A 13,110-nucleotide genomic window follows, 5' to 3' on the forward strand; every position below is an offset into this window, starting at 1 on the left:
AGGATTGCAAAGTGAAGCATTTACTTAAGGATCCGACGCTGTGGCGCACCGGTGCCTACATCGCCGGCGAGTGGTTGAACGAGACGCCGCACGGTCGGTACACGCTGCGTAATCCGGTGGATCAAGCGGTGCTGGCCGAGTTGCCACGCTGCCGCGAAACTGAAGTCCGGCACGCCATCGATGCGGCGCATGCGGCCTTTGGTCCATGGCGACGCTTGACGGCTAAACGCCGGGGTGAGGTGTTGCGCCGTTGGTATGAGTTGATGGTTGAACATCGTGAGGATATCGCCACGCTGATTACCCTGGAGGAGGGCAAGCCGCTGGAGGAGGCGCGGGGGGAGGTCGATTACGCTGCGTCGTTTGTGCGATGGTTTTCCGAAGAAGCCACGCGGGTGCGCGGTGATTTGATTCCCGGCGTAAAGGACACGCAGCGCATTGTGGTACTGCGCGAACCCATCGGGGTTTGCGCCGCGATCACGCCGTGGAATTTTCCCGCGGCCATGATCACGCGCAAGGCCGCTCCGGCGCTTGCGGCGGGCTGCACGATGGTCGTGAAACCGGCCAGCCAGACGCCCATGACCGCCCTGGCCCTCGCTGAACTTGCGCAGCGCGCGGGTGTGCCGGCTGGTGTGTTCAGTGTGATTACGGGGAATGACACCCGAGACATTGCCGGTGAACTCACGGCCAACCCGTTGGTGCGCAAACTCACCTTCACCGGGTCTACGGAAGTGGGCCGGTTGCTGTTGGCGCAAGCGGCCCAAACGGTCAAGAAATGCTCCATGGAGCTGGGCGGCAACGCGCCGTTCATTGTCTTCGACGATGCCGATCTTGATGCGGCAGCCGACGGGGTGATGTTGGCCAAGTTTCGCAATGGTGGGCAATCCTGCATCGGCGCGAACCGGGTGCTAGTGCAGTCAGGGGTCTATGACGCACTGGCCGAACGTATCGTCGAGCGCATGGCGCGCTTGACGGTGGGCAATGGCCTGGAGCCGGGTGTACAGGTCGGGCCGTTGATCGATGACGCGGCGGTAGGAAAATCCCAGGCCCTTGTTGATGATGCGCTGGCGCAAGGTGCTCGACTGCTGTCCGGCGGCAAGCCTCATGCGCTGGGTGGGTGTTTCTTCCAGCCCACCTTGTTGGCTGATGTGACTCATGGCATGCGGGTTGCTCGCGAAGAGATCTTCGGCCCGGTCATGCCACTGGTGCGTTTCGACAGTGATGACGAAGCCATTGCGATGGCCAATGACAGCGAGTTTGGCTTGGCGGCGTATCTGTACAGCCGTGACGCGGCCCGCATCTGGCGCAACGCCGCTCGCATCGAATCGGGCATGGTGGGCATCAACTGTGGCTTGATTTCAAATGAAGTCGCACCCTTCGGCGGCGTGAAGCAGAGCGGTCTGGGGCGAGAAGGATCTCACCTGGGGATCGACGAGTTCCTTGAAGTGAAATACCTCTGCTGGGATGGCTTGGAAAGCGTGTGAATCGCTATCGCGAGCAAGCTCGCTCCCACATGGGTTTGTGGGTGTTCACAGCACCTGGACACAACACAAAAACCTGTGGGAGCGAGCTTGCTCGCGAAGGCGTCGGTACATCCAACATCATCGCCAACTGACTCTCCTCGATCGCGAGCAGGCTCGCTCCCACAAGGGGACTGCGGGTGTTCAGCAGTCGAGCAGGCATACCCTCTGACACCCATCACCTCCTGCGATACCTCGGATTGTGGAAAGCGATTTCAGCGCTGACAGCCAATTCGATAGTCTCGTCGTTGATCCGGCACTTTTCGGTCGGAATTTCATGAGTCTGCGGCATTGAGTCGATCGCGCTGCAGAACCCGTCGGTGTGCCATGCAATGTCAGCCCGATTGAAATAAGAATAATTAGGAGAGCGTGATGATTGCAGCAGTCAATAAGGTCCTGGTAATCGGAGGCGGGTTCTCCGGTATGACCGCGGCTATCCAGCTCGCCCGCCAGGGCGTCGAAGTGGACCTGGTCGAGATAGATCCTCTGTGGTGTCCCCTGGGGGCCGGTATTACGCTCAGCGGGCCGACGTTGCGAGCGCTTGATACGGTGGGGATTCTTGAACGGGTGGCCGCAGAAGGGTATCTGTCGACCAATTTCGATGTGTTTTCACCGGTTGGCGAACTGATCGTGCAGTTGGCGCTTCGACCACCGGTCAGCGATAAACCGATTCCCTGTGGCGGCGGCATCCTGCGCCCGGTGCTGGCTCGCATTTTTGCCGACAAGACGCGGGAAGTGGGCACCCAGGTGCGCCTGGGCATTACGTTCGACAGCCTCATCGAGCATGCCGATGGCGTTGAAGTGTCTTTCACTGACGGCACCTCCGGGCGCTACGACCTGGTCATCGCCGCCGACGGTGTGCATTCGCGGATGCGAAAGGAGTTTTTCCCGCAGGCGCCCTCACCAAAACCCATTCACCAGAGTGTCTGGCGCGCGGTGTTGAAGCGTCCGCAGGAAATCGTACGGCCCAGTCATTGGCTGGGGCGCACCAAGGTCGGCGTCAATCCGATTTCCGAAACGCATATGTACATGTTCCTCATGGAAAACCGCGAGTTTTCCGAGTGGATCGATCCGGCCAGTTGGCCAGGCGAAATGGCGCGTCTGTTGGGTGAGTTCCCAGCGCCGATCCTGCAAACGCTTGTGCCGCAACTGTTCGAGCCGGGAGCCAATATCGACTACCGCCCGCTGGCCAATTTGTTGGTGCCGTTGCCATGGCATAAAGGCCGTATCGTGCTGATTGGGGACACGGTGCATGCCACCACGCCCCATCTGGCTTCCGGGGCCGGGATTGGCATCGAGAGTGCCATCGTGCTTGCTGAAGAACTGTTCGCCGACAGCGATCTACAGGCTGCCCTGAGCCGGTTCGAAGCGCGGCGTTGGGAGCGTTGCCAACTGGTGGTCGAGAACTCTGCACGGCTGTGCGAGATAGAAAAAAGTGCGGGTGACAAGGATGAGCATGCCCAGATCATGCGAGAGTCCACTGCTACGTTGGCTGAGCCTATCTGAGTGATTCAGCCTCTTCGACTGGATGCCTTGAATCACTTCAGCATCCAGTTCGAAGAGGGGCAGTGGACATGATGCAGTTAATTAATTCATTAAATGTTTACTGGCCCAGATCGAAAATGACGACCTCCTTGACGTATACAAAAAAAGATTCCGACGCCAGCACGACTCCTTCGTCAGACAGCTGTTGGAACAGTGCTCGCTGATACTGACGAAAAACAGAAAGATCGGCTTCATTTTCAAACCACAGGCTGGAAGTGCCTTCGTATACCGTGATGTCTGGCCCGAAATAGGACGTCACTCGGTCGCCTTCGGGAAGGTATCTGGAGCGAGTGTGCCGACGTAGCACCTTTTGGAAGTCCGGGTATTGATTGGCAACCGTGTCGTGAGCTGAATCCCAGGCGGTGAAAAAGGTATCCAGTTGCACCGTTGGGTTCTTTTTCAGGAAGACGATCGCCTTCCATTTGGAGGAGGCGGCATCGGCATTGGAAATCTCGACTTCATCCATCAGCTGAGCGGCCTGTTTTGACAGGTCGGCGAAGTTTTTTGCATCAGGCCCAACAGTTTGTTGGGTATAGGGATCGCTGAAGGTGTGAATCAAACCTGACATATCATCAAAAAATAATTCCGTGACGGAGTCCCGGTGAAATGTTTGTGTGTAGGCGTTATCGGAGTCAACGCCGAAAGCTGAGTCGATAACATGATTTTGCACGTATCGTTTGACGCCTAAGGGTTTAGCCCGGGCGATTTCTCCATGCTGGTGTTCTATATAGTTCAAGAACTCAGCATGCGTCATGCCGGGTTTGCGGCGTACGGCAGCTAGCATTTTAATCATGGGGGCACTCGCGTCTGGTCAGGGTTGATGACATTGGTCTTATCTTTCTAAACATCGAATGCGCTTTTGCAGGCGGTATTCACCGTGGTGATGTTTTAGAAACAAGATAAGACCAACGTTGTCCTCCAAACCAATCAGGGTTTCTGCTAGCAGGTATCACGTAAGAACATGCTTGATGCGTCTTTACCTGGCTGAGGCCTCTGCCAATGCTCTGAGGATAAGCCTCGGCACCTTCCACTGCCTGACCCGTCCGGCGAAAAAACAAATTGCTAAGGCTGGCCTGCGGTCTTGGTGGAGACAATTTTGCCGTAATTTTCTGCTGGCGGTGTCTCGACCACCAACGTACGTTCTTTGCGACACTTGAACTTCACCCCTTTGCGCGGCGCCATGACTCTGGCCGTCTCCATGCACATTGCCTTGGAAGCAAAGGTTGGCCCTGGTTGTCGTTCATCGACACAGCCTTCGAAGCCACTGCAGATCGTCATCACAACAAAATAGACAGTCATCATCTCGGTGTCGCTCCATTGAGTGATGCGATTGATTACTTCCTGTAGTCCAGGTCGGCGGCCTGAACGTTTTGCGGGGGTTGCCTGCGGATGATGAGCTTCGATTTGAACCCCCAGCAATGGCACATGGGTACCGTGCGTCGGGAAACCGTCACTGTATTAATTTATTTTTATCTCACCGGTTTTTGTGCCAATAACTTGGCGTCATCCGGGGTTAAGTGGACGTGCTTGAGGTGGCTTGGGAGGGCCGTCACCGGGCGGTGAAATGGCGCAGAGGTTTTCTCTTGTTGGCTGGTATTGTGCCGTCGTCCTGTTTTACGAAGACCTGGCAGTGTCCGTTTGGACAAGCTTGGCCTCGAGCCATTCCTTCAGCGCCAGCGTGGCGGAGGAGGCGAATTTTGCCGAGGGGCGGATAAGGTAGATCCCTCCTTTTGCCCCCAACTCCCAGTCCGGTAATACCCTGACCAGTTCTTTGTTTGCCAGCGCACGGCTGAACAGCCACTCCCCTGCACCGAGAATGCCGGTACCTGCAATGGCCGCGCTCAGAAGCGCTTCACTGTCGTTGGACACCAAAGAGCCTTGGGGGCGTACGGTCACTTGTTCACTGGCGCTGATCAGCTTCCATTCAGGATAAGACGCCAGCCCCGTGAACCCCAGGCAGTTATGCTTGGCCAGCTCCGTGGGTGACGCTGGCCAGCCATATCGTTCGATATAACCAGGAGACGCGCAAAGAATGCGCCGATGATCGCCGAGGCGCTTGGCAATCAGGCGGCTATCGTTGAGTTCCCCCAGGCGTATCGCCACATCGAAGCCTTCGGCGATCACATCAACCAAACGCTCGCTGTAATTCACGGTGATCGTTAAATGCGGATGGGCGGCCAGGAACTCCGGCAGTATCGGCGCCAACCAGAGCCTGCCCAGGGCGGCCGGCACCGCAAGCCGCAGATTGCCGCGCACCTCGGCAGCCCCTGACGCTGCCTCTTGCTCTGCTTCAGCCATCAACTCGGTCGCCAGCCGCAGGCGCTTGACCAGGCGGGCTCCTGCATCTGTCAGGCGGATGTGGCGGGTGCTGCGCTCGAGCAGCCTGACCCCCAGCCGGGCTTCCAGCGCCGCGAGGCGCTTGGAAATGATCGTGGGGTGGCGCTGCAAAAGCCGCGCGGCCGCCACAAATGAACCTTGCGATTCGAGCGCCAGCAAAGCGGCAAATTCGTCCGTGTGGCGGCTATCCAGTGTGATCACGTGCCCACAGCCTCCAGGCTTCTCAAGGACATCTCAGGGAATGAGCAGGAGAGTACCTGAAGCGCGGCCGCTTTCCAGGTCCGCGTGGGCTTGTGCGGCGTTCTCCAGTGGGTAGGTTTTCCAGACGGCAGGTTCGATGATCCCGGCCTGGAGTGCGGCCAGGACGTCATTGGCGCGGGCCTGATATTCCTCGACGCTGCTGGTGTGGGCGGCAATCGAAGGGCGGGTGAGGAACAGCGAACCCTTGGCGTTCAGCAGGCCCACTTCGACCGCTTGTGGCGCACCTGACGACGCGCCGAAAGACACCATCAGCCCGCGCGGGCGCAGGCAATCGAGCGATGCCGCGAACGAGACACGCCCGATCGGGTCGTAAACCACATCGGCCTTCTTGCCGTCGGTGATTCGAGCCACCTCCTGCGCCAGCGTCTGCGCATCGAAAACCAGAACTTCATCGCAGCCCAGTGCACGTGCCTTCTCGACGCTTTGCGCACGGGAGACGACACCGATCACGAACGCGCCCAGGTGCTTGGCCCACTTGGCCATGATGGCGCCCACACCACCGGCGACGCCATACAACACCATGACCGTTCCCGGACCCACTGGATAAGTGCTCTTGAGCAGGTACTGGGCAGTGATGCCCTTGAACAGAACGGCGGCGGCATCCTGGAAACTGATCGAGTCGGGAAGGGGCACCAGTTTCCCGGCCGGAACCAATCGACCACTTGCGTAGGCACCCAACGGGCCGGTGGCATAGGCCACGCGATCACCCACTTTGACATGAGTGACATCCGGCCCCACGGCAGCGACCAACCCGGCCCCCTCCAGACCCAACCCCGAAGGCAGGGGGACGGGAACCGCGCCGTTGCGCTGGGTGACGTCAAGGTAGTTGATGCCAATGGCATGCTGCTCTACCCACACCTCATCGCGGCCGGGCGCAGCATGATCGTTTTGTCGGACCTCTAGAACGTCCGGCCCACCCGTGGAAGAAAAACCAACGACAGTGACCATTTCAGCGACTCCTCAGGATTTGAACCAGGTGTCACTGGAGAATGATTGCGGATCAGGGCATGGGCAATACCTTGGACATGCAGGGTATAGCTGCACCCTGTGCAGCAATCCGGTTGATTGAATCAGTGGGTGGGCTGCCCCTGTCTTTGCTCGGAATCCTGTAATTCTTTATCCCCTGCGTCGCACTTTCACCCACAAAGAACCTGATGGCAGCAGAACCGGCTATCCTTTTGGAACACTGCATTCTTGGCAAAAAGGGACGTCATGCCTGACTTTGATCGCGCCACCAGCCCCGGATACGGCATTACATGCGCTGATCGAACCTGTTCGATGGGGCCCAGGTTTCCGCGATCCTCGTTACTCCGGATGGCTTCAATAACGGTTTCCTGTCTTTTCACGGCAACTGCCGGATACGGCCAGGACCTGCCAACCGCAGCGGGTCTCGAAAACGCCACGGTCACGGTGATGCAAGCGCAGGAAATCGTTTCCAAGGCCACCCTCGGTGCCGTTCGTTGGAGCGGCCCTGAATCCGGCCCGCAAGCCCAGCGGGGCAAGAGCATTGCGCTTATCGCTGAAGATTTGCGTAACGGCGGCATTGTCGGTGTCGCGCAGGGTGCCCGGGAGGCCGCCAATGCGTTGGGCTGGACGCTGAAGATATACGATGGTGCCGGCTCATCGGCCGGGCGCGCAAAGGCCTTTTCCGATGCCCTGGCCGCGAAGCCCGACGGCCTCATCCTGTGCGGCTCCGATGCCCTTGAGAACAAGGCGGCGCTGCTGCTCTTCGCCAACAAGGAGGTACCGGTGGTTGGCTGGCACGCTGGGGCACGCCCGGGGCCGATTGACGGCACACCGGTGGCCATGAACGTCACGACCGACCCGCTTGAAGTGGCGCGCCTCACGGCCATGGCTGCAGTGGCACAGTCAAGCGGACGCGCCGGCGTGGTCATCCTGACCGACTCCAAGTACAGCATTGCCATGGCGAAAGCCAAGGTCATGGAGGACGTCATTCGGGGCTGTCGAGAATGTACGTTGCTGGAGGTGCGTGATGTGGCGATTTCCGAAAGTGGCGAGAAGATGCCGGCGATCACCAAGGAGCTGCTTCAGCGCCATGGCAAACGCTGGACCCACACGCTGGCCATCAACGACATCTATTTCGACTACTCGATTGCCTCGCTGACCAGCGCCGCGATACCCAGTGACGGCATCAGTCTGTTGTCTGCCGGTGACGGCAGCGCTTCGGCTTTCTTGCGCATACAGGCAAAAACCTACCAGACCGTTACTGTGGCCGAGCCGCTCAACCAGCATGGCTGGCAAGTGATGGATGAATTGAACCGGCTGTTTGCAGGTCAGCCAGTGAGCGGCTTCGTCGCGCCGATTCACTTGGTCAATGCCGACAATATCGCCTTCGATGGCGGGAAAAAATTCCAGTACGATCCTGACAATGGCTATCGAGACATCTATCGCCACCAATGGAACCCCTGACGTTGGATATGACTTCCCGGTTTGGACGCCAGCTATTGCCACAATCGCTGCGTGCACAATTTACCCTGGCGTTCCTGACGCTGGCGCTGCTGATCCTGGCAGGCGCCGCCACGGCGGTCTACGCGTTGCGCACCTCTAACAGCGCCACTCGCCAGTTGACGGATGAACGACTGGTCCGCATGCAAAATGGGCAAGACATGGTGCAGCGCACCTTGCTGATCGAACGCCAGACCGACCAGCTTCTGACAACCCGTTCCCCGGACATCCTGCGTTCAAGTTATGCGGCGACCGTCGAACAGCTTGAAGCCCTCGATCAACGGGTGCAGCAACTGACTGCCGCGAACAGTGGCGTGGCGATACTCGACATGCATCAGTCGAGTCAGATGTTCCGCAACACTGCCAACATCGTTGCGCAGCTGCGAGAAAGCCTGCTGCAAACCGAGGTCACCTTCGCGCAGGCCCTGGAGGATCGCACCGCCCGATTGACGGCGACCCAGACCCGGGCCAGCCTGGAGCTGGCGGTGCTGCTTTTCGATCTGCCGCAGGCGGTTGACAGTGAGGCCGTGCAACGGCTGCGGGCCCGATATGAGCGCCTGCCACGTACCGCAGGCGCGTTATCCGACGCTGATGTGCAGACGCCGGATCTCTTCTCCCTGCGCCAGACGCTCATCAATCAACACAACGTCTTGCAGCGCTTCAATGAGCAACTCAAGAACGAGGCCGGGGTCCTGGTTACGGTGGCCCGTGAGCAATCGAACGCCTACACCGAAGACTATCGCGAAGCCGTGCAGCGCCTGGTCGAGGCCTCGAATCGCAGTCAGCAATGGGTACTGATCATGTTGGGCGCCAGCCTGGTATTCGCCTGGTTTGTCACCCGGGTCTTCATGGGCCGTCATGTGCTCGTGCGCCTGAATGAAATAAGCCGGCAATTGCGTCAGGAGCACACGGACAAAACCCATGTGATGATGGCCGACCATGGGAACGACGAGATCGGCAACATGGCGCGGGCGGTGAACCAATTTCTCAAAGACCGGCTTCAGCTGGAAAAAAGAACGGTTCAATTGAGTATCGCCACGGAGCGACTCGCCGTGCAAAACGACCGATTGGAAAAAGAAGCGATCATCCGTACCGGACAAGGTCATGTCCTGGAACTGATCGCCAGGAGCACCGAGCTTGCAGAAGTCCTCGACAGCCTGGCGCACCTGGTCGAGTCTCAACTGGAGGGCATGAAGGTCTCCATCCTGCTGCTGGATGAGGAGGGCAAACACCTGCTGCACGGGACTGCACCCAGCTTGCCGAAAGCCTATTGCCAGCTCATCGACGGAATCGAGATCGGTCCGAACGTCGGTTCATGTGGTACCTCGGCGTATCGACGAGAGCCGGTCATCGTCACGGACATCGAGCAGGATCCACTGTGGGAAGCGTACCGTTCACTCGTTGCGCCCTATGGGTTTCGCGCCTGCTGGTCGACGCCGATCCTGTCCCATGAGCGCAAGGTCTTGGGTACGTTTGCCTTGTATGCCAACACCGTGCGCAGCCCCAGCGCGGCCGAGACGCAACTGATCGACCTGGCCACACCGCTCGCCGGCATTGCGATAGAACGCCAACTGACCGAAAAGCGCATTCGCTTCATGGGCGACCATGACGCACTGACCGGGTTGCCGAATCGCACGCTGCTCGAAGACCGCCTCAAGCAGGCGATGCTATACGCCCAGCGCTACAACCGGCTGGTGACAGTGGTGTTTCTCGACCTGGACAAGTTCAAACTGGTGAATGACAGCCTTGGGCACAGTGCCGGGGACGAACTGCTGAAAACCGTCGCCCAGCGCATGCTGGGGTGTGTACGGCGTACCGACACCGTGGTGCGACTGGGCGGCGACGAGTTTGTGATCATCCTGTTCGACCAGCCCTCGGACCTGGACGGCGTGACGCCCGTCCTGCACAAAATCCAGGAAGCGATCCTGCGGCCGATTCAACTCAGCGGCCATACGCTCCACGTCACCTGCAGCATGGGGTTGGCCACGTACCCTACCGATGGCACCGACACCGACACGTTGCTCAGCAATGCGGACGCGGCCATGTACCGGGCCAAGGAGCTGGGGCGCAACAGCTTCCAGTTCTATACGAGCGAGATGAATAACAAGGTCCAGGGCAAGCTCGCCATGCAAGACGGGCTGCGAAGCGCACTCAACAACGACGAGTTCCTGCTGTTGTACCAGCCACAGGTGGATTTGCAGTCAGGTCAGATCATCGGCGTGGAGGCATTGATCCGCTGGCAGCATCCCGAGCTGGGCATGGTCTCTCCTATCAAATTCATTCCCCAGGCCGAAGAGACCGGGCTGATCGTGCCCATCGGCGACTGGGTGATTCATACCGCCTGCAGACAGAACAAGGCGTGGCAGGATGCCGGCTGGCCGCCGATCACCATGTCGGTGAACATCTCGGCTCGCCAGTTCATCGAACGGGACCTGATCGATCGGGTGATGCATGCCTTGCAGGAAACCGGACTGGACCCGATGTACCTTGAGCTGGAGCTGACCGAAAGCCTGATCATGCAAGACCTTCAGCAAGCCATCAGCAAAATGAAGGCCCTGCAAGCCATGGGGATCAGCCTCTCGATCGACGACTTCGGCACCGGCTATTCCAGCCTCGCCGCATTGAAAAGCTTCCCGATCGCGAGGCTCAAGATCGACCAGTCTTTCGTGCGCGATCTGCCCGACAACGAGAACGACAAAGCCATCGCCACCGCCGTGATTTCGTTGGGGCACAAGCTGAACCTCAAGGTCATTGCCGAAGGTGTCGAAACCGAGGAGCAGCAAACCTTCTTGCGTGATAACGGCTGCGATGAAATCCAGGGGCATTTTTTCAGCAAGGCGGTCAGTGCGCAGGAAATCAGCCGGTTACTGCGTACGTCCGGAGTGTTTGAACCAGGCCGCCTTGCCAGCCCTGGTTCGGTCAGGCAAAAAAAACGCGATGTAAAACGCCCGAGCGGTCCAATGTCTGGGCGCTGATGACGCAGCGTGCGGTAGCGCGCTGCTGTGCCGGCCAAGTCTGCAATCAGGCGCGAACACCCACACGGGTGTGCAGGTGTTCGGTGTTTTCCGGCCTCAGAACTGTTCGGGTTGCAGTTGCAACAGTGACGGGCTGCCGGCGCGGATGCTTTGTTCCAGGCTGAGGATGCGCGGCAGCAGACGGCCGAAGTAGAAGCGCGCGGTGCCCAGCTTTGCACCATAGAACGCAGGGTCTGTGGCGTGTTGGTGTTCGGCTGTCTGGGCCATGCGTGCCCACATGTAGGCATAAGCGACGTAGCCGAACAGGTGCAGGTACTCGACGCACGCGCTGCCGATGGCGTGGGGATCGAGGCTGGCCTGTTGCTGCAGCCAGTCGCTGAGGTTCTCCAGGCGTTGCACGGCGTCCAGCAGCTCGGCGGCATAGGCGGCGCCGGGCAGGTAAGCGAAGTCACGGACCTGAGCGGTGAACAGCCGCAGGGCCACGCCGCCGTTGCCCACTACTTTGCGCCCCAGCAGGTCGAGGGCCTGGATGCCGTTGGTGCCTTCATAGATTTGAGCGATGCGCACATCGCGTACCAGTTGTTCCTGGCCCCATTCGCGGATGTAGCCGTGGCCGCCGAATACTTGTTGGCCATGGATGCAACTGTCCAGGCCAGTGTCGGTGAAGAATGCCTTGGCCACTGGCGTCAGCAGGGCCACCAAGGCTTCTGCATCAAGCCGCTCCTGGGGGTGGTCGCAGAACTTGGCCAGGTCCAGTTGCTGGCCGACGTAGCAGGCGAAGGCCCGGCCGCCTTCGGTCATGGCTTTCATGCTGAGCAGCATGCGGCGCACGTCGGGATGGACGATGATCGGGTCGGCGATTTTGTCCTTGGCCTGGGCGCCTGCGGGGGACCGGCTCTGGATGCGTTCCTGGGCATAGCGGCGGGCGTTCTGGTACGAGGCTTCGGCACAGCCAATGCCCTGGATGCCAATGGACAGCCGCTCGTAGTTCATCATGGTGAACATCGCCGCCAACCCCTTGTTGGCCTCGCCGATCAGCCAGCCACTGGCACCGTCGAAATTCATCACGCAAGTGGCCGAGGCCTTGATGCCCATCTTGTGTTCGATCGAACCGCAGCTGACGGCGTTGGCTTTCCCAAGCTTACCCTGCGCATCAACGTGGATTTTCGGCACCAGGAACAGCGAGATGCCCTTAGGCCCGGCGGGCGCATCCGGCAGCTTGGCCAGGACCAGGTGAATGATGTTCTCCGTCAGGTCCTGCTCACCGCCGGTGATGAAGATCTTGCTGCCGGTGATCTGGTAGCTGCCATCCGCCTGGGGTTCGGCACGGGTGCGAATGATGCCCAGGTCGGTGCCGGCATGGGCTTCGGTAAGACACATTGAGCCGGCCCAGCGACCCTCGTACATCGGCGGCAGGTACAGAGCCTTGAGTGCTTCGCTGGCGTGGGCGTCGATGGCCAGGCAGGCGCCGGAACTCAGCGCCGAGTACAGGGCGAAGCTGGAGTTGGCGGCGTAGAGCATTTCTTCGAACTGTACGGCGAGCATCTTTGGCATCCCCATGCCGCCATAGGCCGGGTTGCCGCTCAGGCCAACCCAACCGCCGTCGATGTAGGTCGAATACGCTGTCTTGAAGCCGTTCGGCGTGCTGACCTGGCCATCGTGCCACTGGGCACCTTCCTCGTCGCCGCTGCGGTTGAGTGGAAAGATCAGGTTATGGGTGACCTTGGCGGCTTCTTCGAGAATCGCATCGGCGGTGGCGGCATCGACGGTATTCGCCAGGGCGGGCAGGCGGGCCCAGAGGTTCGGTGCGTTGAAGACTTCGTGCAGGACAAAACGCATGTCTCGCAAAGGGGCGTTGAATTCGGGCATTGCAATGAGCCTCATGCAAGGAAAGGAGGTTGGATGGCCGCAGTCGCGCGGTTCACGATCCCAGGCACCGCTGACGTGCGGGTGCTCGCCGGCCCACGAGACGGCCGGTGAGACGCCGGGGCTGTCAGCGATACCTGGGG

9 protein-coding genes are annotated in these 13,110 nt (G+C 59.6%); 4 read left to right on the forward strand and 5 right to left on the reverse strand.

Going from position 1 to position 13,110, the window contains the following annotated elements; genetic code table 11:
- Window positions 1-11: 11 nt before the first annotated feature.
- Together Q7F16_RS00110 and Q7F16_RS00115 are read left to right on the forward strand one after the other, a co-directional pair.
- Window positions 12-1,481 (forward strand): NAD-dependent succinate-semialdehyde dehydrogenase, encoded by a 1,470-nt coding sequence (locus Q7F16_RS00110; protein ID WP_409555358.1) that lies wholly within the window; start codon window positions 12-14, stop codon window positions 1,479-1,481.
- Window positions 1,482-1,889: 408 nt separating this feature from the next.
- Entirely contained in the window at window positions 1,890-3,023 is a 1,134-nt protein-coding gene (locus Q7F16_RS00115) for an FAD-dependent oxidoreductase (protein ID WP_409555359.1), read from the forward strand.
- A gap of 97 nt (window positions 3,024-3,120) precedes the next feature.
- Here the strand turns inward: Q7F16_RS00115 and Q7F16_RS00120 are convergent, their stop codons facing one another.
- The 4 genes from Q7F16_RS00120 to Q7F16_RS00135 form a co-directional block, all read right to left on the reverse strand.
- Window positions 3,121-3,855: an EthD domain-containing protein gene (locus tag Q7F16_RS00120; protein ID WP_409555360.1), complete on the reverse strand. Its 735-nt coding sequence runs from the start codon at window positions 3,853-3,855 to the stop codon at window positions 3,121-3,123.
- 269 nt (window positions 3,856-4,124) lie between these two features.
- A complete protein-coding gene (locus tag Q7F16_RS00125; RefSeq protein ID WP_018600403.1) occupies window positions 4,125-4,364 on the reverse strand; it encodes a hypothetical protein in 240 nt (79 codons plus the stop codon).
- 312 nt (window positions 4,365-4,676) lie between these two features.
- Window positions 4,677-5,600, reverse strand: coding sequence for a LysR family transcriptional regulator (locus Q7F16_RS00130; protein WP_409555361.1), 924 nt, complete (start codon window positions 5,598-5,600; stop codon window positions 4,677-4,679).
- A gap of 33 nt (window positions 5,601-5,633) precedes the next feature.
- Window positions 5,634-6,608 (reverse strand): quinone oxidoreductase family protein, encoded by a 975-nt coding sequence (locus Q7F16_RS00135; protein WP_409555362.1) that lies wholly within the window; start codon window positions 6,606-6,608, stop codon window positions 5,634-5,636.
- A 462-nt stretch (window positions 6,609-7,070) separates the two neighbouring features.
- On the opposite strand from Q7F16_RS00135, the gene Q7F16_RS00140 reads away from it, so the two are divergent.
- Window positions 7,071-8,090 carry a substrate-binding domain-containing protein gene (locus Q7F16_RS00140; protein ID WP_409555608.1) on the forward strand — a complete coding sequence of 340 codons (1,020 nt, stop codon included), beginning with the start codon at window positions 7,071-7,073 and terminating at the stop codon, window positions 8,088-8,090.
- Complete coding sequence (locus Q7F16_RS00145; RefSeq protein ID WP_409555363.1) at window positions 8,078-11,101, forward strand: EAL domain-containing protein; 3,024 nt, start codon at window positions 8,078-8,080, stop codon at window positions 11,099-11,101. Before Q7F16_RS00140 ends, Q7F16_RS00145 begins: the two co-directional genes overlap by 13 nt.
- A gap of 96 nt (window positions 11,102-11,197) precedes the next feature.
- Here the strand turns inward: Q7F16_RS00145 and Q7F16_RS00150 are convergent, their stop codons facing one another.
- A complete protein-coding gene (locus Q7F16_RS00150; protein ID WP_046062801.1) occupies window positions 11,198-12,970 on the reverse strand; it encodes an acyl-CoA dehydrogenase C-terminal domain-containing protein in 1,773 nt (590 codons plus the stop codon).
- Window positions 12,971-13,110: the final 140 nt, after the last annotated feature.

Source organism: Pseudomonas sp. Lb2C2 (genome assembly GCF_052112205.1).
Classification (GTDB): Bacteria; Pseudomonadota; Gammaproteobacteria; order Pseudomonadales; family Pseudomonadaceae; genus Aquipseudomonas; species Aquipseudomonas kilonensis.

What these genes read in the sequence shown, in the direction of transcription:
- Q7F16_RS00115 (WP_409555359.1), top strand. Translation starts at nt 1,890, where the DNA reads ATGATTGCAGCAGTCAATAAGGTCCTGGTAATCGGAGGCGGGTTCTCC.
- Q7F16_RS00125 (WP_018600403.1), bottom strand. Translation starts at nt 4,364, where the DNA reads ATGATGACTGTCTATTTTGTTGTGATGACGATCTGCAGTGGCTTCGAA.
- Q7F16_RS00145 (WP_409555363.1), top strand. Translation starts at nt 8,078, where the DNA reads ATGGAACCCCTGACGTTGGATATGACTTCCCGGTTTGGACGCCAGCTA.
- Q7F16_RS00135 (WP_409555362.1), bottom strand. Translation starts at nt 6,608, where the DNA reads ATGGTCACTGTCGTTGGTTTTTCTTCCACGGGTGGGCCGGACGTTCTA.
- Q7F16_RS00120 (WP_409555360.1), bottom strand. Translation starts at nt 3,855, where the DNA reads ATGATTAAAATGCTAGCTGCCGTACGCCGCAAACCCGGCATGACGCAT.
- Q7F16_RS00150 (WP_046062801.1), bottom strand. Translation starts at nt 12,970, where the DNA reads ATGCCCGAATTCAACGCCCCTTTGCGAGACATGCGTTTTGTCCTGCAC.